23 protein-coding genes are annotated in these 23641 nt (G+C 37.4%); 12 read left to right on the top strand and 11 right to left on the bottom strand.

Features of this window, described 5'->3' with window-relative positions; translation table 11 throughout:
- Both ACLI1A_RS16245 and acs read left to right on the top strand, forming a co-directional pair.
- A complete protein-coding gene (locus ACLI1A_RS16245) occupies positions 1 to 627 on the top strand; it encodes a matrixin family metalloprotease (RefSeq protein ID WP_411409734.1) in 627 nt (208 codons plus the stop codon).
- 198 nt (positions 628 to 825) lie between these two features.
- Entirely contained in the window at positions 826 to 2736 is a 1911-nt protein-coding gene (gene acs, locus ACLI1A_RS16250; protein ID WP_411409735.1) for an acetate--CoA ligase, read from the top strand.
- 68 nt (positions 2737 to 2804) lie between these two features.
- On the opposite strand, the gene ACLI1A_RS16255 is transcribed toward acs, so the two are convergent.
- The 5 genes from ACLI1A_RS16255 to ACLI1A_RS16275 all read right to left on the bottom strand — a co-directional run bounded on the left by ACLI1A_RS16255 (position 2805) and on the right by ACLI1A_RS16275 (position 6923).
- Complete coding sequence (locus ACLI1A_RS16255) at positions 2805 to 3398, bottom strand: PolC-type DNA polymerase III (protein ID WP_411409736.1); 594 nt, start codon at positions 3396 to 3398, stop codon at positions 2805 to 2807.
- A gap of 6 nt (positions 3399 to 3404) precedes the next feature.
- Positions 3405 to 5324: a DUF294 nucleotidyltransferase-like domain-containing protein gene (locus tag ACLI1A_RS16260; RefSeq protein WP_411409737.1), complete on the bottom strand. Its 1920-nt coding sequence runs from the start codon at positions 5322 to 5324 to the stop codon at positions 3405 to 3407.
- Between the two features lie 277 nt (positions 5325 to 5601).
- Positions 5602 to 6078 carry a hypothetical protein gene (locus ACLI1A_RS16265; protein WP_411409738.1) on the bottom strand — a complete coding sequence of 159 codons (477 nt, stop codon included), beginning with the start codon at positions 6076 to 6078 and terminating at the stop codon, positions 5602 to 5604.
- 12 nt (positions 6079 to 6090) lie between these two features.
- Positions 6091 to 6357 carry a hypothetical protein gene (locus ACLI1A_RS16270; RefSeq protein ID WP_411409739.1) on the bottom strand — a complete coding sequence of 89 codons (267 nt, stop codon included), beginning with the start codon at positions 6355 to 6357 and terminating at the stop codon, positions 6091 to 6093.
- A 20-nt stretch (positions 6358 to 6377) separates the two neighbouring features.
- Positions 6378 to 6923 (bottom strand): RNA polymerase sigma factor, encoded by a 546-nt coding sequence (locus ACLI1A_RS16275; protein ID WP_411409740.1) that lies wholly within the window; start codon positions 6921 to 6923, stop codon positions 6378 to 6380.
- 164 nt (positions 6924 to 7087) lie between these two features.
- On the opposite strand from ACLI1A_RS16275, the gene ACLI1A_RS16280 reads away from it, so the two are divergent.
- Positions 7088 to 8302, top strand: coding sequence for a sterol desaturase family protein (locus ACLI1A_RS16280; RefSeq protein WP_411409741.1), 1215 nt, complete (start codon positions 7088 to 7090; stop codon positions 8300 to 8302).
- A gap of 77 nt (positions 8303 to 8379) precedes the next feature.
- Here ACLI1A_RS16280 and ygiD read toward each other — a convergent pair whose 3' ends face one another.
- From ygiD to ACLI1A_RS16300, 4 genes are all read right to left on the bottom strand, one after another.
- On the bottom strand, positions 8380 to 9213 hold the full coding sequence (gene ygiD / locus ACLI1A_RS16285) for a 4,5-DOPA dioxygenase extradiol (RefSeq protein ID WP_411409742.1): 834 nt from the start codon (positions 9211 to 9213) through the stop codon (positions 8380 to 8382).
- 511 nt (positions 9214 to 9724) lie between these two features.
- Positions 9725 to 11149 (bottom strand): L-serine ammonia-lyase, encoded by a 1425-nt coding sequence (locus ACLI1A_RS16290; protein WP_411409743.1) that lies wholly within the window; start codon positions 11147 to 11149, stop codon positions 9725 to 9727.
- Between the two features lie 120 nt (positions 11150 to 11269).
- On the bottom strand, positions 11270 to 12067 hold the full coding sequence (locus ACLI1A_RS16295; protein WP_411409744.1) for an OmpA family protein: 798 nt from the start codon (positions 12065 to 12067) through the stop codon (positions 11270 to 11272).
- 121 nt (positions 12068 to 12188) lie between these two features.
- Positions 12189 to 14378, bottom strand: coding sequence for a glutamine synthetase III (locus tag ACLI1A_RS16300; RefSeq protein WP_411409745.1), 2190 nt, complete (start codon positions 14376 to 14378; stop codon positions 12189 to 12191).
- A 383-nt stretch (positions 14379 to 14761) separates the two neighbouring features.
- Between ACLI1A_RS16300 and ACLI1A_RS16305 the strand changes: the two genes are divergently transcribed.
- Positions 14762 to 15001: a hypothetical protein gene (locus ACLI1A_RS16305; RefSeq protein ID WP_411409746.1), complete on the top strand. Its 240-nt coding sequence runs from the start codon at positions 14762 to 14764 to the stop codon at positions 14999 to 15001.
- Between the two features lie 93 nt (positions 15002 to 15094).
- On the top strand, positions 15095 to 17458 hold the full coding sequence (locus ACLI1A_RS16310; RefSeq protein WP_411409747.1) for a glycosyltransferase: 2364 nt from the start codon (positions 15095 to 15097) through the stop codon (positions 17456 to 17458).
- 72 nt (positions 17459 to 17530) lie between these two features.
- Here ACLI1A_RS16310 and ACLI1A_RS16315 read toward each other — a convergent pair whose 3' ends face one another.
- On the bottom strand, positions 17531 to 18043 hold the full coding sequence (locus ACLI1A_RS16315) for a hypothetical protein (protein WP_411409748.1): 513 nt from the start codon (positions 18041 to 18043) through the stop codon (positions 17531 to 17533).
- Positions 18044 to 18161: 118 nt separating this feature from the next.
- On the opposite strand from ACLI1A_RS16315, the gene ACLI1A_RS16320 reads away from it, so the two are divergent.
- Complete coding sequence (locus ACLI1A_RS16320; protein ID WP_411409749.1) at positions 18162 to 18725, top strand: DUF1543 domain-containing protein; 564 nt, start codon at positions 18162 to 18164, stop codon at positions 18723 to 18725.
- On the opposite strand, the gene ACLI1A_RS16325 is transcribed toward ACLI1A_RS16320, so the two are convergent.
- Positions 18726 to 18959, bottom strand: coding sequence for a hypothetical protein (locus ACLI1A_RS16325; RefSeq protein WP_411409750.1), 234 nt, complete (start codon positions 18957 to 18959; stop codon positions 18726 to 18728). It lies immediately after the preceding gene.
- Positions 18960 to 19068: 109 nt separating this feature from the next.
- Here ACLI1A_RS16325 and ACLI1A_RS16330 point away from each other — a divergent pair, with 109 nt between their 5' ends.
- From ACLI1A_RS16330 to ACLI1A_RS16355, 6 genes are all read left to right on the top strand, one after another.
- Positions 19069 to 19833 (top strand): Rossmann-like and DUF2520 domain-containing protein, encoded by a 765-nt coding sequence (locus tag ACLI1A_RS16330; protein WP_411409751.1) that lies wholly within the window; start codon positions 19069 to 19071, stop codon positions 19831 to 19833.
- Positions 19817 to 20344 (top strand): KdsC family phosphatase, encoded by a 528-nt coding sequence (locus ACLI1A_RS16335; protein ID WP_411409752.1) that lies wholly within the window; start codon positions 19817 to 19819, stop codon positions 20342 to 20344. Before ACLI1A_RS16330 ends, ACLI1A_RS16335 begins: the two co-directional genes overlap by 17 nt.
- A gap of 87 nt (positions 20345 to 20431) precedes the next feature.
- Positions 20432 to 21340: a hypothetical protein gene (locus ACLI1A_RS16340; RefSeq protein WP_411409753.1), complete on the top strand. Its 909-nt coding sequence runs from the start codon at positions 20432 to 20434 to the stop codon at positions 21338 to 21340.
- Positions 21330 to 21902, top strand: a complete 573-nt coding sequence (locus tag ACLI1A_RS16345; RefSeq protein ID WP_411409754.1) for a Maf-like protein — start codon at positions 21330 to 21332, stop codon at positions 21900 to 21902. The genes ACLI1A_RS16340 and ACLI1A_RS16345 overlap by 11 nt, the downstream gene beginning before the upstream one ends.
- Positions 21903 to 21911: 9 nt before the next feature.
- Positions 21912 to 22430 (top strand): mechanosensitive ion channel domain-containing protein, encoded by a 519-nt coding sequence (locus tag ACLI1A_RS16350; RefSeq protein ID WP_411409755.1) that lies wholly within the window; start codon positions 21912 to 21914, stop codon positions 22428 to 22430.
- Positions 22431 to 22468: 38 nt separating this feature from the next.
- Complete coding sequence (locus tag ACLI1A_RS16355) at positions 22469 to 23608, top strand: acyltransferase family protein (RefSeq protein ID WP_411409756.1); 1140 nt, start codon at positions 22469 to 22471, stop codon at positions 23606 to 23608.
- Positions 23609 to 23641 lie beyond the last annotated feature (33 nt).

Consider the following 23641-nt stretch of genomic DNA (forward strand, 5'->3'; position numbering starts at 1 on the left):
ATGCAGAAAATACTCATAGCTTTTTTGGTTTTTCTTCTGGTTTCCTGCTCGGGCAGGGAAACGGTAAGTAATATCACAGTGATAGGTATTTTGCCTTATAAGGATTTCCCTAAAGAAAAGATAGATTCTGTAAAGGCGGATATAGAAAAATATTACGGCGTTTCAGTATGTGTGCTTAATGAAAAGCCTTTGCCCGAATCAGCATTTGTGAATATTAAGTCGCCCCGATATCGAGCTGACAGTATTATAACGATACAGCTGAGGCAAAAGCCGGACAGCATTGATTATATTGTGGGGCTTACCCATAAAGATATTTCTGCTCCGCGCTATGAAAACGGAAAAATTAAAGAACCAGTATGGAAATATAACGATTTTGGTATCATGGGATTGGCCTATCGACCTGGTAAAAGCTGCGTGGTTTCTACATTCAGGCTAAAGACACCTGATAAACAACTCCATTTTACACGACTAAAAAAAGTAGTATTACATGAACTTGGTCATAATTTTGGACTTGCGCATTGTAAGGACAAAAAATGTGTGATGACCAGCGCTGCCGAAAAAATTAAAACCATAGATAACGCAAATCCCCAACTATGTTCTAAATGCAGGGCCAAGGTCTTAAAATAGGGTAAAACTATCTTCTGTTTAACTCAAGTACATGTCTGAAAACGCCATATTTTCATAACTTCGGAAATATTTGGCAAAACGAATAGGTATTTTTTACAAACAAATAATAATTAAGGTATTTTTTTGCGTAAACATGCCGGAAGTAAGAGAAAACCTTAATATATTTACGTAAGATTAAATAAAACTAAGCATACAGAAATGAGTTATTATAAAGTAGACAACCTTGAACAATATTTTAAGCACTACAATAAATCAGTACGCGAGCCAAGGAAATTTTGGGATCGTATAGCCGACGAAAATTTTACATGGTACCAAAAATGGGATAAGGTTGTAGAATTTGATATGCAGGAGGCTGATGTAAAATGGTTTATAAATGCAAAAGTTAATATTACCAAAAACTGTATAGACCGTCATCTTGCCAAAAGGGGAAATAAAACGGCAATAATTTTTGAACCGAATAATCCGGATGAAGAGGCACAGCATATAACATATAACGAATTGTATGACAGAGTAGCCAAGATGGCTAATGCCCTACGCAAACAGGGGATTAAAAAAGGGGATAGGGTATGTATTTATCTTCCTATGATACCTGAACTTGCTGTAAGCGTGCTGGCTTGTGCCCGTATTGGCGCAGTTCACTCGGTAATATTTGCCGGTTTCTCTGCTTCTGCTGTTGCAGCACGTGTAAACGACTGTGAAGCTAAACTTTTAATAACGTCTGACGGTGCTTACCGTGGCAGTAAAACTATAGAACTGAAAAGTATTATAGATGAGGCGTTAAAAACCTGTCCAACTGTAGAAAATGTATGGGTTGTAAAAAGGACCAATACTGATGTTAAAATGGTTGAAGGTCGTGATAAATGGTTACAGCCGTTAGTTGACGCTGAAGATGCTAACAGCGTAGCCGAAATTATGGATGCCGAAGATCCTTTGTTTATTCTGTATACATCTGGATCTACCGGTAAACCAAAAGGAATGCTGCATACTACAGCAGGTTATATGGTATATTCTGCTTATACCTTTAAAAATATTTTTGCATATGAAGAAAATGATGTGTACTGGTGTACTGCCGATATAGGCTGGATTACCGGACACTCTTATATAGTTTACGGACCTTTACTTAACGGCGCTACAACGGTGATTTTTGAAGGTGTGCCATCATACCCTGAGTTCGATCGTTTTTGGCAGGTAATAGACAAACATAAAGTAACACAATTTTATACAGCCCCAACAGCTATACGTTCGTTAGCAAAAGAAGACTGGAAATGGGTAGACAAACATGACCTTAGTACACTTAAAGTTATAGGATCTGTAGGCGAACCTATTAACGAAGAGGCATGGCACTGGTATAATGACCACGTAGGTAAAAAGAAAAGCCCTGTAGTAGACACCTGGTGGCAAACTGAAACAGGTGGTATAATGATTTCGCCAATACCGTTTGTTACTCCTACTAAACCTACATATGCTACGCTTCCGTTACCAGGAATACAGCCGGTACTAATGGACGAAAGGCGTAATGAGATAGAAGAAAACCAAACAGCAGGTAGCCTTTGTATAAAATTCCCGTGGCCGGGTATGGCGCGCACCATTTGGGGAGACCATAAACGTTTTAAAGAAACATATTTTTCTACTTTCCCGGGTAAATATTTTACAGGAGATGGTGCCCTTCGAGACGAAGTAGGTTACTATCGTATTACAGGTAGGGTAGATGATGTAATAATTGTTTCGGGGCATAACCTTGGTACAGCTCCTATTGAAGATGCAATTAACGAACACCCTTCTGTAGCTGAGTCTGCTATAGTAGGCTTCCCTCACGATGTTAAGGGCAATGCGCTTTACGGTTTTATAACATTAAAAGAAGCCGGTGCATGGCGTAACCAGGATAACCTTATAAAAGAGATTAACGAGCATATTTCGAGCCACATTGGCCCAATAGCCAAGCTGGATAAAATACAGTTTGTAAATGGCTTACCAAAAACGCGTTCGGGTAAAATTATGAGGCGTATACTTCGCAAAATTGCCGAAGGTGATTTCTCTAATTTTGGTGATACTACAACATTGCTTAACCCTGAAATTGTTGATGAAATTAAAGAGGGACGTATTAATTAATTAAGTCCTTATCTATAAATAGAAAGCCGCCTCAATCAGAGGCGGCTTTGTTGTATATACACTTAAACTTATAGTTTTAAAATGGCTTTTAACTTTATGAATACCAATGCTGTAGTGTAAGCATTTCCCCAAGAACTGTTTCGTTCTGCCTTATCAATTTTAAGTCCGTCGCACAGTTCATCAAGCGTGTATTTTAAATCGTCATCATTAATTCCTTTCCAACGTTTAAAAAGCACACTGGTATCCATTACTTCATTCTTCAATCTGCCCAGATCCAAACGTTTTAATGCCTGATTAATAAATTCAATATCAAGGTTGATATTATTTCCTACCAAAATAGCATCTCCTATAAAATTTAGTAACTGTATCATTGCTTCGGCTTCTACAACTGTTTCTGTTTCAGCTTTTACAACGCTGTTTTCGGTATTATTTTGTTTTGGGTTAATAAGTGCAGCATACATAAAGTCACCTATGGCTATTCCGCCATCTACTATACCTATTCCGCCTATAGATAGTATGTTATCTTCCTTCCAGTCCAGGCCACTGCTTTCCACATCAAAAACTACAAACCGTTTCTTATTGTATGGCGTTTCGTTATCAAAAAGCGAAACGTAATTTTTCCAGAATTGTGGGCTGTTACCGGTTAGCCATTCAAATGCCATAAATTATCAGCTTAGGTAGGTTAGCGAAAAACGGTTCTTAATCATATCTTGTACATCGGCAATAGGCTGGAAGCTGTTTTTTAGCCTGGCCTTATCCGTTTTAGAAAGCTCATTTACATTTATATATCTTCCGTTTGAATCGTTGGTTAATCCCTCTTCGGTACGGAAGCGTTGCAATGTATTAAAAGCTTCAGCGCATTCTTCAAACAAATCGGCGTACTGTGGCTCCAGTTCGGCAAGTTTCATAAAACGCTGATAGGTATTAGTTATTTCTATAAGACCCTGGCTAAGTGCAAGTAGCCTTGCTGCATCTACAAGTGGTTTAATAGCACGAGTTTTAATGTCAAAAAAGTCTTTATGTTCACCTTCTGTTTCTACTAAAAACTGTCTGAAAAAACCTAATGCTGAAGCATTTTTAAGGGTATCTGAAGCAAGGAAAGCAAAGAATTTTTTGTTGCGTACTATACCCTGGCTTATGCTTTCTTTTAATATATCTTCAATAGTCGGAAATCCATATATAAAATCAAAATCAAAAAATAAGGTACTTACTTCAATATCTTTTTCCTGAGGTGTGTTTATCCAGTCGTTGTATTGTTTTATCCAGTCAGTTAGTGATTTGCACCACTTAGGGTTTCGTGCAATTATGTTATATGGCGAAAATTCATATCCCACTTTACTGAGTGATTCTGTAACTATTTCTGCCAGTTCTATAAAATAACGTTTTACAGTATCATACTGTTCAGGGGCAACGTCCTCAAAAACAAGAGCATTGTCCTGGTCTGTTCTAAGTAATTGTTCTTTTCGTCCCTGGCTACCCATATTCACCCATACAAAACGGACAGGAGGGAGGCTACCCATTTTTTCCACAGCAAGTTCTATAGCCCTGCGTGTTAATGCAATATTTACCTCTGCTACTATATTAGAAATATGGGAAATAGGTATATTTTTATCTATGCAATTCTGTATAAGATCAGTAAGTTTTTCCCTAACATATCTTAATTCTTTATTGTTTGACGCACGGCGGGTTTGTTTTAGCAAAATTCCGGGAGTATTAGCTTGTGCTTCAACTACATCATGTTCAGATATTATGCCGGTAACAACGGTATTACTTGTGCCATCTCGGGTTACACACAAGTGCCCAACTTCATGTTTTAGCATAATCATTTGTGCTTCGGCTACAGATATATTCTCAGGTACTGTAATTACAGGGCTTGTCATCACTTCACTTGCTTGGGAAGTGGCAGGGAAGTGGCCTGTCGCAATTTTAGAACGTAAATCTTTATCTGTTATAATACCTATGGGTAATTGGTCTTTTTGAATTATTACACTGCCTACAGCGCTGTTAGCCATAGTACGGGCTATGTACATTAATACATCATCGGCGTTTGCCGTTATAGGGTTTCGGGTATATTTTATAGGTTGAAAATACTGAATATCAATATCCTGATCGCTAAAAACAGTATTTTCAGCTAGTAAACGACCGCTACGTTCACGTTCACGGGGATTGCGTGTTTGTGAGGCAAAACTTTCCAGTAAAAACTCTAAAACTTTTTGATTTTTTGGAATGTAATATTCAAAGGCGGCTATCGGAATCGCAAATACCCAGGCTTCATCACGCGCTTTTGCAGTCATTAGATAGTCATTCTTTGCAAAATACGGCCTTAATCCTAAAATTTCACCTTCATCACATTTGTCAATTAGCATTTCTTCAGCGTCGGACGTAAGAAAAACTCCAACAACACCATCTTTAACAATATAAAAATCCGAATGTACAGTTTCTCCGCCTTTAAAAAGCGCCTGATTTTTTTGAAGATAAATTAACCTGCAGGTTTCTGCAAGGCTATATTGTTCAGTAGCATCCAGATAACTGAAAGGCGGAAATTGTTTTAAAAAATCGGCAACGTTCTGAACAACGGGATTAATCATATACTGTATTTTAGGTTAAAAATACATAATTTAAATTTCCATTTGAAATTATGACAAGATGAAATTCCATAATAGTTTGTTAAAATGTACTTTGAGGCATGGGGCATTGCATTATTGTAATTTTACTTTATTTTACATAATGTAAATTATAAGTCAAACTATAATCGTATGATATGAGAAATAGCTTAGTTAAACTATACAAACATTATAAACTTAATATAAGTGAAAATCCTGTATAGATATACAGGATTCAAACTTAATTAAATGAATACAAATATTATGGTCGTGGTCCACGTGGCGGCTTGGGACCAAAAAGTTTTGGAAATTCTACAACCAAAGATTTAAATGTTTCCAATTGATTTGGCTTACAGATTTTTTTTATTTCAAGGAAATGTTTAAAATGCGAAATTTCAATTTCACGTTGGTAATTGTTAATAACAGCAATTAAACTATCTTTTTCATTTTGAGTAAAATCTTTAGCTAATAAGCCATAAAGCTTTTCCTTATTGTCTCTGATGGATTTATCAAGCTCATTAATTTTGCTACGGTGTTCCTGAATTAAAATATCGTACCGTTTTATTTGCTTATTATCAAACTGAAGCTCATTAATAATTATTTCCCGCGGTCGCTGCATACCCGGACCTTCGCCTAAAGGCGGACCTTGTTTAGGGCCTAAAAAAATACTTCCTAATAATAACAAGTTCAATAATATAAGTATAACAAGCGATACTGTTAGTAATGTTGTTTTTTTCATTTTTTTTGAAATTTAGTATAACTGATTGCTTTCAGAAAACGGATTATCTGCCTGGCTTTCATTTACAGGCTTTTGCACAGTATTAACATTGCCCAAAGCGCGTAAATTGAGCGAAACCAATAGTATTACAGAAGCAGCCACAAACCATAACATTTTATAATTAACCTCATTTGTCGCTGCCTTTTCTTTTATCTGTCTTAAAAGATTTTCATCCGGGTGTAATTTTTTCAAGCTGTTTGTACTGCTCAAAATATCATCTATCCATTGTTCCTTTTTCATAATAATTTAGACGGATTTAATTATTTTTTCCTGCGATATTCTTCAAATTTTTGACCAAGGTTGTTCCGTAACGTTTTTTTTGCCCTGAATTGTAGCGATTCTACGGCTCCAATATTAATTTCCATGATTTGAGCTACCTCGGCATTACCTAAACCTTCGAGCTTAGATAAAAGAAACGCAGTTTTTTGGTTATCTGGTAATGTATTAATAGCTTCAAAAAGTATAGCTGACTTTTCCTTATTTTCAAGTAACGCTGCGGGATGCTCGTAACTGGCAGTATTTAAGTATTCCTTTTCAGAACTACTTTTTTTACCAAAAATGTAAAACCTTTTTTTGCTGTTTTTGTGTTTAATGTAATCAAGTGATTTATTTACTGTAATTCTGTATATCCACGTCTTTAACGATGAATTTTGGTTGAACTTTTCCATCGATTCATAGACTTTTATAAAAACATCTTGTGTTATTTCTTCGGCGTCTTCAACATTTAAAACATAATGCAATGCAAGATTAAACACCATAATACGGTGTTCAAAATAAACTTTATCAAAAGAGTTGTTTTGCTGCATCAAAATCTTTTAACTATTAGACGAATTTAAAGATTTATTCCTTCGGCCTTTCGGCAATTAATTTCAAAATTTTTGTTTAAGGAGTTTGTAAATATTTAAAGGTATATTAGTCTACTATTTTAGTAGACTTTTGTATTTTCGCACTATATTTATTTAAATTAAGTATGGAACATTATAATTACCTGGCTTTTGCTATGCCTGCTTTTTTTCTTTTTGTTTTTTTGGAATATAAAGCTGCACAACACAAAAAACAACCTGGCTTGTTTAAATATGAAAGCTCAATTAGTAATATTAGTATCGGTATAGCAGAACGTTTATTAAATCTGTTTGTTTCCGGAACATTTTACGGATGGTACTATTATGTTTATGATAATTATGCCATTTTTTATATCCCGAATCACTGGCTGATTTGGGTAGCTTTGATACTTGCCACTGATTTTGTTTGGTACTGGTACCATCGTTTAGGGCACGAAGTAAATCTCTTTTGGGCAGCACACATTGTACATCATCAAAGCGAAGAGTTTAATTTTACCGCGGCTGCAAGAATAACTACACTTCAGGCAGTTGTCCGTACCGCATTTTGGTGCCTGTTACCACTGTTTGGCTTCCCTCCTGCTATGGTTATTAGTATGTTACTTATACACGGAGCTTATTCTTTCTTTACACATACGCAGCTTATAGGCCGCGTAAAATGGCTCGAATACGTATTTATAACACCGTCTTTACACGGTGTACATCATGCAAGTGATGAAAAGTACCTTGACAAAAACTATGGAGATATTTTCGTTTTTTGGGATAAAATGTTCGGTACATTTATGAAAGAAGAGGAACAGCCAAAATATGGCCTCACTCATCCGCTTAACAGTTACAGCTTTTTATGGCAACACTTTCACTATTATTTTGAGATTATCGAAAGCTTTAGAAGGGCTAAATGTTTTAAACTAAAATTAAAAGCTGTTTTTGGTAGCCCAGCATATATGGATCAGGATATTCGGCCTGAACTGGAAAAGTTTTTTTTACAGGATCGAAGCCTTCAACTGAAAGAACTCAGATTTAAAGGTTATCTGGCCTTCCAGATACTGCTTTCAGTAACCATGCTTACCTGGTTTACTTTTTATTTTAACCTACTTCATTTTGAGGATAAGCTTTTTACAACCGGTTTTCTGCTGATAACCCTTATTAACTGTGGTGCGCTTTTGGAACAACGAAACTGGATATATTATCTTGAATATGGTAGGTTGCTTACTATTTCTACATATTTTCTGTATGTGCAGGGATATTCTCAATACATATTTATACCCCTTATTGTTTTCTTCATTGCCGAAAAAATATTTTCTGCGGGTAAACGCTACAACAAATATATATTACAAACAAGATAGACTTTCGATAGTGTTTAAAAACAAGAATGCACAACTGTAATAGTTGTGCATTCTTGTTTTTTTATAATAAAGGACTACTACCCTATTTTTACACCGGTCATGTTTAGCGATCCGCCCACCAGCTTATCATTAAAGAAGCTTATATCATCTTTGTTATCCTGTAGAGCCAGTGTATAGAGTAAAGGATAATAGTGGTCTGGCGAAGGTATGGCAAGCTTTGCAGCACTACTAAGCGATTCATACTTAATAAGTTCATTATGGCTGTGATTGCCTATTTTTTCTTTAAAAATACTGTTCATTTCTATGGCCCAGTCATAGCCGTAGTTTGGCTCATTTAATCTGTGCCAGTCTACCATACGCAGATTGTGTACCATATTACCGCTACCTATTATCAGCACCCCTTTTTTACGTAAAGCGGCAAGCTGTTTGCCCAAATCATAATGATATTGTGGCGGTTTGGCATAATCTATACTCAGCTGAATAATAGGTATGTCTGCATCCGGATACATATGGCGTACTACCGTCCATGTACCATGATCCAGTCCCCATTCGTGATTGTCAAGCCCTACCCTTGTTGTTGTAATAAGTTCAGATGCTTTTTTTGCAAGCTCGGGGCTTCCCGGAGCAGGATATTGTACATCAAATAATGCCTGTGGAAATCCTCCAAAATCATGTATTGTTCTCGGTTGTTCCATAGCTGTAACGTGTGTACCATACGTAAGCCAATGTGCCGAAACTACCAACACCGCTGCCGGACGCGGTATTTCTTTTCCAAACCGTGCCCAGGTTTGGCTAAACTCATTGTCTTCTATACCATTCATGGGCGAACCATGGCCAATAAACAATACCGGCATTTTAATGTCGTCCTGTACAAGATTATCTGTCCAGTTTTTAAAATTATGAAGTGACATGATGTTTTAATATTTGTATATACAAATGTAATGAAAATTATCCAATTAAAATTAAAAATAAAACGCCATAGTTTGGGTACTACGGCGTTTTAAAAACCAATCAAAAACCAATTATGAAAAAAAACTTTACTTCGTATTAAATGCACATAGTGCCAAAAAGGTTATTTCAATTAAACCCCGGAGCTTTCAATCATCAACATTCACCCCGGGGCATTAAATTTTCAAAAACCAAACCAATATGGAATTTCTAACCTTATAATCTTAAAGCACTTACTTGCTTCAGGATTACATTACAAATGTACGATGGCTTAGTGACTATGTTGTTGAATTTTAGACGAATGACAATAAATGTGTCGACGAACTGCGGTTATATTATTTCAAATGGAAATTTTAACATATAATTTACTGAAAAACAAGTAATTAAATATTTTATATTAAGTTGATAATTTACTAAAAACAGAAACTCCACGAGGATATATCGTGGAGTTTTAATATATTATTGCATGTACTATTAACAGTCTGCGTTGTTTACCGTAACAGCAAGTCCGCCTTCGCTGGTTTCTTTATACTTGTTGTTCATGTCCTGGGCGGTTTTCCACATAGTGTCCACTACTTTATCTAAAGGAACCTTAGCATGCTTAGGATCTGTTTCAAGTGCAAGTTCGGCAGCATTAATCGCTTTAATAGCTCCCATAGTATTTCGCTCTATACAAGGTACCTGTACCAGTCCGCCTATAGGGTCGCAAGTCATACCCAGGTGATGTTCCATGGCTATCTCGGCAGCTATAAGGCATTGTTCCGGCGAGCCTCCCATAACTTCACAAAGTGCAGCCGCAGCCATAGCGCTTGACACACCTATTTCTGCCTGACAGCCTCCCATAGCAGCACTAATGGTTGCACCTTTTTTAAAGATACTGCCTATTTCTCCTGCTACCATTAAAAACTGCTTAATGTGGTTTTCGTCTGCCTGGTGGTTTTCAATTACCATATAGTACATAAGCACCGCAGGTATTACCCCTGCACTACCGTTTGTAGGTGCGGTAACCACACGGCCTAAAGCTGCGTTTACTTCATTTACAGAAAGTGCAAAACAGCTTACCCACTTTAGTATCTGCCTGAACTTTACTTCGGTTTTACGAATAACCTGCAGCCACTCTTGTGGTGAGTTATATGGCAATGTACCTATAAGGTTGCAATGCATATCATACGCACGGCGACGAACATTTAGCCCGCCCGGAAGTATACCTTCGGTATGGCAGCCTGTGTACATGCATTCCAGCATGGTATTCCATACACGCATCAGTTCAGTATGAATTTCTTCTTCTGTACGGATGGATTTTTCATTTTCATAAACAACTCCCGAAATGCTTTTTCCTAGTGTATTGCAATATTTTAAAAGCTGATCCGCTTTGTCTATAGGATATGGAAATACCTTACGTATTTCTTCTTTCTCTTTTGCTATAATACGTTCTTCCTTAACAACAAAACCCCCACCTATTGAATAAAAAGTTGAAATAAACTCTCTTCCTTCATAATATGCAGTAAACGTAAAACCATTAGCATGAAAGGGTAAAAAATTGCGATTGAAAATAATATCTTCAGTAATAGAAAAACTAATTTCTTTAGTTCCGCCAAGCTGTAGTTTATGATTTACGCTAATATTATCTATTATCCCCGAGATACTTTCTACCGGTACATATTCAGGGTCGGCACCGCTAAGCCCCAGCATAACAGCAAAATCTGTAGCGTGTCCTTTTCCGGTAAGGGAAAGAGACCCATATAAGTCTACCTTTACACGGTTAACGGAATCAAAAATACCCTCTGAACGGAGTTCGTTTAAAAAGCGTTCGGCACCACGCCAAGGTCCAAGTGTATGGGAACTTGAGGGGCCAACACCTATCTTTAGCATATCAAAAACTGAGATACATTCGGTCATAGTAAGGTGCGGTAAATGTTTAAAGAAAATTCAGGAAATACCACGCCCAAAAATAATTATTTTAATGAAACTACGGTAATGGATAACAAAAATTATTGATTTTGTAAAAATAATTAACCTTTACTTGTTTAGGATTTCTATTTCTACCCTACGATTTGCCACACGCTCTTCTTCATTTTTCTCCGGAAGTTTATAAATAGGGCGCGTACTGCCAAAACTTTGATATGATAGGCGTTCTTTTGCGATACCATTTTTTATCAGGTAGGCATATACCGTTATTGCCCTTCTTTTTGATATTTCGTGCTCTTCATTTTTTTGGCAGCAAATATGCCCCTGAATGTCTATTTTCAGGGTGGGGTTATCTACCATTACAGAAAGTAAATCCTTGAGTATAGGTTCAGATGAAGGCAGTACAATATCAGAGTTATTATAAAAATGAAGATCAGGTATCCGTATTTTGTCTCCTTTGTTTGAATTGGTAATTTTTTTTGCAAAATCAGAAGGTTCTTTTTTTTCAGGAGGCGCTATTGCTGCAGGTACTATCTCTTTTTCAGTAAAATATATGGTAACTTTCCTGTCTGGCGCCGAATGTCCAGCTTTTGCCCTGCTTTCTCCAAAAGCTTTTCTATTTGTTGCGGTTAAGTCAAAATTCTCACTACTGTCCAGAAAGCCCAGCACGTAAGCAATACGTCTTTCAGAAAGGTCTATATTATAATATTCGTTTCCTGTTTTATCGGCATCACCTTCCAGAAGATTAATAGAAGCCTCAGGGTTTTCCGAAATCCACTCGAATAATTTTGCTACTGATTCATCTGTGGCAACATCTTTGTTAAACGGAAAGTAAACGGTAAATTTCTGTTGCTTTTGTGCAAAAGCAGCACAGGCAACAAATAATGTTGGGATAAAAAGCTTGTTCATTTATGGTGGTTTATTGATATTATATAAACGTAAGTAAAGCCTGTATATTTTGGAATAAAATAAAAAAACCTGCCGCTAATTAAAGCAACAGGTTTTAAATTTAAATATGGAAGGAAATAAATTAACGTGTAAATAGTAGTTCCCTGTATTTGGTTAGTGGCCAAATTTCGTCGTCTACCAATAGTTCCAGTTTATCACAATGCCTTCTGATTACATCAAAGTATGGCTTCACGTTATCGCAGTAAGCATGTGCCATCTCTTCTGAACTACCAAGAGCGTTAGCAGCCTTACGAGCCTCAGTCATTTCTTCAACTTTAGAGTTGATTGCTGCAATGTGACCTGAAATTTCGCGAATGATAGAGATTTGCTCTTTACCAACAGTTTCAAATTCGGCACCGAATATTTCTTTAAGACCTTTAACGTTCTCAATGATTACATTTTGGTAACGGATAGCTGTAGGTATTACGTGGTTACGTGCAATATCTCCAAGTACACGACCTTCAATCTGTATTTTTTTAGTGTACTCTTCAAGTTCAATTTCATAACGAGCCTCAGCTTCTTTATGGTTCATTACACCAAGCTCTTCAAACAGGTTTAGTGCAGCTTCAGAAACTTTAGCTTTAAGAGCACCCGGAGTTGTTTTGTGGTTGCTTAGGCCGCGCTTACCGGCTTCTTCCTGCCAAGCGTCGCTATAACCGTCGCCTTCAAAAAGGATAGCTTTAGTTTCTTTAATGTATTCCCTAAGGATATTAAAGATAGCATCATCTTTCTTCATATCCTTACCATCTATAAGAGCATCAACAGCAACTTTAAAGTCTTTAAGCTGCTTAGCCATAATAGCGTTAAGAATAGTCATAGCGTTAGCACAGTTAGCAGATGAACCTACTGCACGGAACTCAAACTTGTTACCTGTAAAGGCAAATGGTGAAGTACGGTTCCTGTCAGTATTGTCAAGAAGTACATCCGGAATTTTACCCACTACGTTAAGTTTAAGGTCAGTTTTCTCCTCAGGAGAAAGTTTGCCTGTAGATACACCTTCAAGTTCAGCAAGAACTTTTGTAAGCTGATCGCCAATAAATACTGATATAATTGCAGGAGGAGCCTCGTTAGCACCAAGCCTGTGGTCGTTACTCGCAGTTGCAATAGAAGCCCTCATTAGCTCTTCATAAGTATACACCGCCTTAATAGTGTTAATGAAGAATGTAAGGAACTGTAGGTTACTCATAGGAGTTTTACCAGGACCAAGAAGGTTAACACCTGTATCTGTAGCAAGACTCCAGTTGTTGTGCTTACCACTACCGTTTACACCGGCAAATGGTTTTTCATGAAGTAATACTTTAAAGTTATGGCGCTCACCTACTTTTTGCATTACATCCATAAGTAGTGAATTGTGGTCTACCGCAAGGTTAGCCTCTTCAAATATAGGAGCAAGCTCAAACTGGTTAGGAGCAACCTCGTTGTGGCGGGTTTTTACCGGCACACCAAGTAGCATACATTCGTTTTCAAGATCACGCATGTAGTTAAGTACCCTTGTAGGGATAGAACCAAAATAATGGTCTTCTAGTTGCTGACCTTTTGCAGATGCATGTCCAAGTAGTGTACGACCTGTTAGGGTAATATCCGGCCTTGAAGCAGCAAGTGCAGTATCTATAAGGAAGTACTCCTGTTCCCATCCAAGGGTAGCAGTTACTTTCTTAACATTTTTATCAAAATATTGACATACTGAAGTAGCAGCCTCGTCTACAGCAGATAGTGCACGTAGAAGTGGTGCTTTGTAGTCTAGTGCCTCACCTGTATACGATACAAATACTGTAGGGATACAAAGTGTAGTACCATATATAAATGCAGGAGATGTAGGATCCCATGCAGTATAACCACGGGCCTCAAAAGTATTACGGATACCACCGTTAGGGAAACTTGAAGCATCCGGTTCTTGTTGTACAAGCTGGCTACCACCAAATTTTTCAATAGGATCGCTGCCGTCAAATGAAGTTTCAAAGAAAGCATCATGTTTCTCAGCGGTAGTTCCTGTTAGTGGCTGAAACCAGTGTGTATAGTGGGTTACACCTTTGCTAAGTGCCCACTCTTTCATGCCAAGTGCTATATAGTCGGCAAGTTTACGGTCTATTTTTGTTCCATGCTGTACGGCGCTTTGTACTGCCTTGTAAGCTTCAGGAGTTAAAAATTGACGCATTACTTTGTCGTTAAATACGTTACTTCCAAAAATTACCGATTTTCTGTCCAGTTCTTCCACCTTCACCGGCTTTCTTCCGGCAGTTTGTTTGATGGCCTCAAAACGAAATGTTGACATGAAACTATGTTATTTAAAGTTAATGTTAGATTAAAACCTTCGCAAATGTACAAATTTTTATTGATTTTGCTGCTCACCCCTGTTTTTTAGAGGGGCATATTCTCCTTTTTTTTAAAGAATGCTCAAAAAACCCCTTGATTACTGATGTTATAAAAAATTTAACACACAACATAAGCTTATCTAAAGCTTTTTTTGTGTAAACTTAACAGGGGCATTTTGTGTTGTGTAATTTTCAATAAAATTCTTACAACTACTAAAATAAATTTAAGATTTACAAACATTTCTTAATTGAGTTAAACATTTGTCAATCTCATATGCTTATTGATAAGCAATTCATAATTTGGTTGTGTCAATAAAATGACATCACTCTAAAACCAAATATTATGAAAAATAGTAAGCTAATTTTAGGAATTGCAGCGGGAGCAGTAGTAATCGCAGGTATTACTCTTATTGCCACTAAAAAAAGAAGAGCATATTTAGTTGCTGAGGGTACAAAGGAACATTATGCCAATCGCCTTAAAAAGCTTCAACGAAAGGCTCAGAAAGAATTTAAAGAGTTTGGCAACAATGCTGCTATAGAAAGGGCAAGCCAATGGGCGGGCCAAATACCGGGTGGTAAATAACCCGGTATTATAACCAACAAATCGTACAAACCTAAATTACAACTAATTAAAAAGTAAAAAACTTATCTAATATAAATACACTTTTAGCAAGCTATGAAAACCAGGAAAACCTTAGGAAAAAAATTCCAGCCCTACAATGAAATCATAGAACAGCTTGCTGTTCATCATACAAATAACCAACCTGAAACCCTACCCGAAATACTGGTAGTTACCACCTTTCCTCCCAGGCAATGCGGTATAGCTACTTACTCGCAGGATTTAATAAAAGCAATGAACGATCATTACGTGGATTCGTTTTCTATTAAAGTCTGTGCTATAGAGAGTAATAAAGAACAACATATATATACAGATCCGGCTGTAAAATATACACTTAACACCAGCGATCCTGAATCATATAGTCAGTTAACTAAGGCTATAAATGAAGATGAAAATATAAAGATTGTGCTCTTTCAACATGAATTTGGCCTGGTGCACGAAACCGTAGATAGCTTTAATACTTTCCTTACGGAAATTAAGAAGCCTGTTTCGGTAGTTTTCCATACCGTATTACCTAATCCGGACGACACATTTAAAGCCAAAGTGCAACATATATTGGATAACGCCGATTCATTAATAGTAATGACAAACAATGCAGCCGATATACTGGTACGCGATTATGTGGTAGATCGGGAAAAGATTTCAGTTATAGCGCACGGTACCCACCTTGTATCGCACGGACGCAGTGAAGAACTTAAACGCCGACACGGCTTTGAGGGACGTACTATACTTTCTACCTTCGGATTATTAAGCTCCGGCAAGAGTATTGAAACTACATTGGATGCTTTACCAAAAGTTGTAGACAAACGTCCCGATGTGCTGTTTCTTATTATTGGTAAAACCCACCCTACCGTGGTATTAAATGAAGGTGAAGTGTATAGGGAATCACTCATTAAAAAAATTAAAGAAAATAATTTGCAGGCTAACGTAAGGTTCATAAACAAATATGTTGCTCTTGATGAACTTTTAGAATACTTACAGCTTACAGATATATACCTTTTTACCAGTAAAGACCCTAACCAGGCGGTAAGTGGTACGTTCTCATATGCACTTAGCTGTGGCTGTCCTATCATCTCTACCCCTATTCCGCATGCTAAGGAAGTACTGGCCGGTGATACCGGTATTACCTTTGATTTTGGTAATTCAGAGCAACTAACCGAGGCAATAAACAGGCTGCTGTTTGATCCTCAATTAAGGGAGACAATGGTATTAAATGGGCTGCACAAAATAGTGCACACCGCGTGGGAAAACTCAGCGGTAAGCCACGCCAAAGCATTGCAGAAAACAGCACCTGATGGCACTATTAAACTAGAATACCGTAACCCTAAAGTAAAGCTGGATCATGTAAAAAACATGACAACCGATTTCGGGTTAGTACAGTTTGCAAAATTAAATGTACCCGATCTTGCTTCCGGTTATACGCTTGATGATAATGCTCGTGCCATGATAACCATGTGCATGCACTATAAAAAATATCGCGAAGCAGATAGTCTGCATTATATAGATACTTATCTTAATTATATAGAATATAGTCAGCAGGCCGATGGAAGCTTTTTAAATTACACTGATGTAAACAGAAACTTTACACCCCAAAACCATGACGAAAATCTACAAGACAGCACCGGGCGTGCCATGTGGTCATTAGGTTACCTGATTTCTCTGGGGAATGTATTACCTGCCGAAATGGTTAAAAAAGCCAAGGCTATTTTCCATAAAACATTACCGCTTACTAAGCACATGTACTCTACACGCGCAATGGCATTTGTGATTAAGGGATTATATTATTACAACAGATTTGTGAAGGATGAGGATACACTTATTTTCATGAAAATGTTTGCCGACCGTATGGTACAAATGTACAGACACGAAAGCGATGAAAACTGGAAATGGTTTGAAGGCTATCTTACTTATGCCAATAGCGTTTTGCCTGAAGCTCTACTGTTATGCTATGCTGTAACAGGAAACAATATATATGGCGAGGTTGCCAAAGAATCATTTGATTTCTTATTGTCTCAAACATTTGAAAACGATATGATTAAAGTAGTATCTAACAGAGGGTGGCAAATTAAAGGAGAACGTTCTGAACGTTATGGAGAGCAACCTATTGATGTAGCCTATACAATACTTGCATTGCGCAAGTTCCACGATATTTACAAAAGTGAAGAATACCTTAACAAGATGGAAACTGCTTTTAACTGGTTCTTGGGTAACAATCACCTGCAACATGTTATTTACAATCCATGCACCGGCGGATGCTTTGATGGACTTGAAGAGCATAGTGTAAATCTTAACCAGGGAGCCGAAAGCACAGTAAGTTACCTTATGGCAAGGCTTACCATTACTAAATATTTTGGAAATGCCGATACCGTTTATTTCCGTCGTAAAGCCAGGGCAGCAAAAGTATCTGCAATAAGGGCATAAACCTACAATTAAAATTACTTATAAACAAGAAAGGCTACCGTGTGGTAGCCTTATCTTTTGTATTAAAACAAATTATTTAAGTTTTGTTACATTGCTTTCAGTCAGGCCGTAGGCTTTCATTACAGCGTTATAATCTTTATAGTTAACTGATTTTTTGCCCTGCCCATTTAAGCTTCCAGGAATAATAACAATCCTGAATACCTGGTTTTGAGTATAGGTACCTGAAGCCAAGGTTAGGTCAAAATTAGCCAGCATATAAAGCTCAACATCATTTTGCGTAAAATTAAAATCGTAACCAATGATGTCACCATTGTCAAAGTTGTAGTTACGCGGTGTTAGTTCCCATATCGCTACGTTAGCAGCTGAGTCATAACCTTGCCTGTACACTAGTACCATATCATAAGGGTAAAGCTGGCTGTCAAAAGTAATAAGCTGTGAAAAGCTGTTGCTACTGTTAAAATTAATACCATTGGTTTCAATTACCTGGGCTACTGTATCCTGATCGTAGTTGTTATCGTCATCGTTGTTACAGCTTGTCATTGTAAGTAAGCCAAAGGCAGCAAAGAGTAATACTATCTTTTTCATAATTAAAAAGGTTTTTTAGTGTTGATTCATTATATCGTTTGCTAATGTATTCCAAAAAATGCGCCAAAAAATTTTTTTAGTCAAAATTTAGCAAAAATGTTTGGGCTATATTTGTACTATGAGCAGTAACAATCCTATACTTTACATGGTTATACTGGGCGCCACCCCACCGGGACGAACCATAGAACAGCATGATGTTTTCTTTGGAACAGGTCATGAAATCAAACAATTAAAATCGGACATGTATGATTTTTGGCCTAACGCAGGTCAACTGCATATCGACTCTTACAGGGAGGTTAAAAGGGTTGAAGGTTTCGAGATAAAAATGGTGGAAAAAAGTGTACTGCCACCACAAAAACTGAAGTTATTCTTCCTGAATCTGGGAGGGTATTTACCCAAAGACCCTGAAGAATATCATTTTAAAATGCTGGTTGTGGCCGAAACAATGGCAGATGCAATTAAAAAAGCCAAGCAAACCGCCTTCTATAAACAGTATGGATTTAAAGGAGCTGAATCACATATAGACGATAAGTACATGCTGGATGTAGATGATATGCACAACGTAGCCGACCTGCTGCCTGTACATATAACTAACAAATACAGTATACAGATTATACCTTTAGCAATAGAAGCTGCGGATGATGAATGGCAGGTAGGGTATGTAAAGCTGGGACCTAGATAACTATTTTATCTCTTTTACTCCTTTAATAAAAAGCCAGCGCATAAACAGCTTTTCTTCGCCATATACTTTACCGGCCTGGAATTTTGGAGACAGCAATAGTGTAACCATAAAACTGGTAGCAGGTACCCAAAAACCAGTTAGGTTTGTGTAATGCTGAACCAAAAAATATGTCAGCATAAAAATGGGTGCGAAACCTAAAAAATTGTATAACAGCGCTTTTGTTGATTTTTTCATCTTGAATATTCGGTTTACCGAAGCGCAAAGGTACATATATCCCTTAAAACCACAAATCCTAATATTTCTGCCGTTTTTATAGCCCGTTTTATTTTTCTAATTTAGCACCATGCTATCAGTAACAGTAATAGGATCGGGAAATGTAGCACAGCACCTTATTAAGGCATTTGAGGCCACCCCTCAGGTAAACTTAATACAGGCTTTTGCGCGGCACCCCGAAAAGTTGACGCATTTGCTACCACAGGATAAGATTACCAGCGATTTACAAACGTTACAGCCAGCCGATGTTTACATTATAAGCGTAAGTGATAATGCCGTAGCATCGTTAACTTCACAATTTTCATTTAGTGGTAAACTTGTGGTGCATACTTCGGGCAGCACTGCAATGCAGGTTATAGACGCCCGTAACAGACGCGGTGTGTTTTACCCTTTGCAGACTTTTTCTGCCGCCAAGGCCATTGATTTTACAACAGTGCCGCTTTGCATTGAAGCAGAAAACAGTGAAGATAACCAAACATTATATAACCTTGCCTCTACCCTTTCACAGAGCGTGTATTATATAAATTCAACACAAAGACAGGCATTGCACGTAGCGGCGGTGCTTTCGTGTAATTTTGTGAATCACCTGTATGCTTTGGGTGCACGGGTATGTGAGGAAAACAACATTTCGTTTGACATATTGAAACCGCTAATACAGGAAACCGCCGATAAAATAAATAGCCTTACCCCTGTAGAGGCCCAAACCGGCCCTGCCGTTCGAAATGATACACAAACGCTACAACATCATTTGGATTTTTTAAAAGACGGGCAGCTTAAAGAAATATATACGTTATTAACACAATCGATACAACAAACACATGAGCAAAAGCTATAAAGAGCTAATGAACGATATAACCACATTTGTTTTTGATGTGGATGGCGTGCTAACCGATGGCACCATACACGTAGCGCCAAACGGCGAAATGCTGCGCAACATGAACATACGCGACGGTTATGCCATGAAGGCTGCTGTAGAGAATGGCTATGCGGTATGCATCATTTCAGGAGGCAGTAACGAAGGTGTGCGTATACGCCTGCGTAACTTGGGTATTACCGACATCCATTTGGGTGTACCCGATAAAGTAGAAACGTTTAAAGAGTTTACCGATATTTATAACATTAACCCGGAGCAGGTACTGTATATGGGCGATGATATTCCGGATTATTTTGTAATGCAATTGGTTGGTTTACCTACCTGCCCTCAGGATGCAGCACCTGAAATTAAAGGTATCAGCAAATACATTTCGCACAAAAACGGCGGTACCGGCTGCGTTCGCGATGTTATAGAGCAGGTGATGAAAGTGCAGGGTAAATGGATGGAACATTTTAATGCTAAATATGATTAAGGTTATTTGTTTGTACTTCAAATTTATCTAACCAGTCCAATAATCTAACATTCTAACTTTCCAATAATCTAACAATCTGAAACCACAATGAAACTATTAAAATATTTCAATATACCTGACCTTATTTTACTGGCAGTTGTGCTGCTGGCACTAAAGCTTGGTTATCTGGACAGGCAAACCGGACTTGTACAGGCATTAGGTACAGGTAAATACCTGTTGTTTTCACTGGCAATACTTCTTGTAATGGCGGGCGGGTTCTTTGCTAATAACGTTTTTGGTAACGGCCGCGACTATGATGTCGATCTGAATGAGGCCAAAAGCTACAATATTTATGCGGCACTTAATGTAATAGGCATTGGAACTATATATTACCTGGCAAATTCTTTAAATAAACCCATGTTACTTACGGGGTTCTTTATGATAGTGGCAGCAGTAATGTACCTTTATGCAACAGGTATTAAGCAGATTATAGTATTATCTAATGTGTTATTCGCATTGTGGGTGGCTTTCCCTGTAGTTGCTGTAGGTCTTTTTCAGTTGTACCCGCTAATCGGTATTGTAGATGGGGAAACGAATGTCATGATTCGTACTATTTTCAGCATATTTACCGATTTCAGCATTTTTGCGTTTGCTACAGGACTTGTATTAAGTTTTGTAAATGACCTTGCCTATTCTGATGCCGATTATAACAGCGGTGCAAATACACTTCCTATAGCAATAGGCAGGGAAAGAGCCGCAAAAATTACTATGGCACTTACCATAATTCCACTTATAATGCTTGTTTACTATACAGACAAATACCTGACTAACCTTATCTACGCGTTGGGCTACAGTTTAGTATTCGTTGGTGGATTGTTGCTTTTTGTAATGCTTAGATTGTTTCAGGCCAAGGCACAGAAAGATTTTGTGCAGATAGCAGGACTTCTTAAGCTTGTGCTATTGTTTGCTCTGGTTTCACTTATAGTAATCAGTTTTAATATACAACATGTTAAATAATAAACTAAAATATAAGCTGGTACTGGCTTCAGGTTCTCCACGAAGGCAACAGTTTTTACGCGACCTTGATGTGGATTTTGAAATCCGCCTGAAGGATGTAGAGGAGATTTATCCTGATACATTAAAGGGCGCAGAGATAACCGACTTCCTGGCCAAGTTGAAAGCTGATGCTTTTGAACCCGCAGCAGACGAAATTATCATTACCAGCGATACCATAGTTTGGCACGATAATAAGGCATTGGGTAAACCAAAAGATTATAATGATGCCTTCTTAATGTTAAGCACACTATCGGGCAAAACACATGAGGTTATTACATCTGTATGCTTAAAAAGTATCGAAAAGGCTGAAATTTTTCACGAAACTACCAAGGTTACTTTTAACACCCTTTCAAATGAGGAAATAAAATATTACCTTGATAATTATAAACCATACGACAAAGCAGGTTCTTACGGCATACAAGAATGGATTGGCCTTGTAGCCATAGCCCGAATAGAAGGTTCGTATGCTAATGTTGTGGGGCTACCTGTAGATAAAGTATATCAGGCTTTGATAAATTTTTAATGGAATACAATGGAATTTGAATATGGAAATGAAATATTACGCACGATAATACTGCTTGCGTTTTTTGTAGTAATCAACCTGATTATTAAAAATATAACGCGCCGTTTTGCTAAAGTATCACATTTATCAGAAGCCCGTACAAATCTTATTTCCAAATATATAGATATAATAATATTTATATTGGTTAGTGTGGGAGCCATTGCTATATGGAGCGTAAAATCTGAAGACATTTTCAATTTTGTTGGTGCCACTCTTACGGTTATTGGTGTAGCTTTCTTTGCACAATGGAGTATCCTCAGCAACATAACTTCCGGTATTATTATGTTCTTTACGTTCCCGTTTCGTATAGGTCATATGATACGAATTCATGATAAAGACTTTCCCGTTGAAGGGCAAATAGAGGATATTAAAACATTTCATACCATACTGCGTACCCGCGATGGCGAAATTGTAACCTACCCTAATAGTCTTCTACTTCAAAAAGGTGTGAGTATAGTGCCACAAAAGGACGAAGACAGCGGTGTATAATGTTTTTTGGGTTATCTTTACCTGATAAGTAATAACTAATGACCTTAACCAAGCACAGTAAAAATCCTGAAATTGAAACTTTAAGAGCGCTTGCCATATTACTGGTTATATTCAGGCATCTTCATTATTCATTACCTTTTACTGTAAATGATTATCCCAAAATATTACAAGGCACCTGGAGTGGTGTAGATTTATTTTTTGTTATTTCAGGTTTTGTAATTACCCGTTCGCTTTCTAAAAATTATCGGATGCTTACCGAAGGTGTTATTACCACAGGACAGTTTTTGGGAGCTTTTTACATAAGGAGAATATTCCGCTTGTTGCCTGTATCATTGCTTATATTGTTTGGGTATTGGTTATTGTGTAAATATTTCAGCATCTCCGGAATTTTCGCTGATAGCAACCAAGTATTAACAGAAGCACCGTATGTTATATTTTATATTTACAATCTTGCAGTTCCTTTTCTTGATAATGCTGTACTGGGCTGGTATTGGAGCCTTTCAATCGAAGAACAGTTTTATTTTATCTATCCTTTTCTGCTGTTGTTTATTAAGAAAAATACAAGCAGACTTATGCTTTTTGTAGCAATAATTTTTGCTATTACATTTATTGTAAGACCTATATACGCAGCAAATGTTACAGCAGAGAGGCTTTGGCCATTGTTTACTACCCCAACCTACCTGCGTGTGGATTTGCTTTTTGCAGGGTGTATTATAGCACTGTTAAATACTGAAACCTTAAAATTGAACAAATTACAATTAAGTATACTTGCTTTAATTTCTGCGTTAATGGTTTCTTTAGCCGGCGGAGCATTAGGTTTTAGGCCTGTCCTGGTTTACCCTATAATTCTGCTATTCAGCTTCATATTAGTATATATAGCTGCAACAGAAAATGGCGTTATCCCCAAAAATAGGGTATTGAACTGGATTGGCGGCAGGTCGTATTCTATTTACCTGCTTAATATTCCTATGATACATTTTACTGATGAATGTTTTTTCAGGATAACCGGGGCTACGGTAAAAGAGTCCCCTTTATGGCAGGGAGGGATTTCTCTTGCCTGCTCTACTCTATTAATGTTTTTATTAGCTGAAGTTCTATTCCGCTATGTAGAACAACCATTTACAGAAAAGGGTATTGCTATTTCAAAAAGAATTTTATCGCGAAATATATCTGCATAAAAAAAGCAGCCTTGTTATCGGCTGCATTTGTAT

The sequence above is a fragment of the Flavobacterium sp. RHBU_3 genome (assembly GCF_046613565.1).
Classification (GTDB): Bacteria; Bacteroidota; Bacteroidia; order Flavobacteriales; family Flavobacteriaceae; genus Flavobacterium.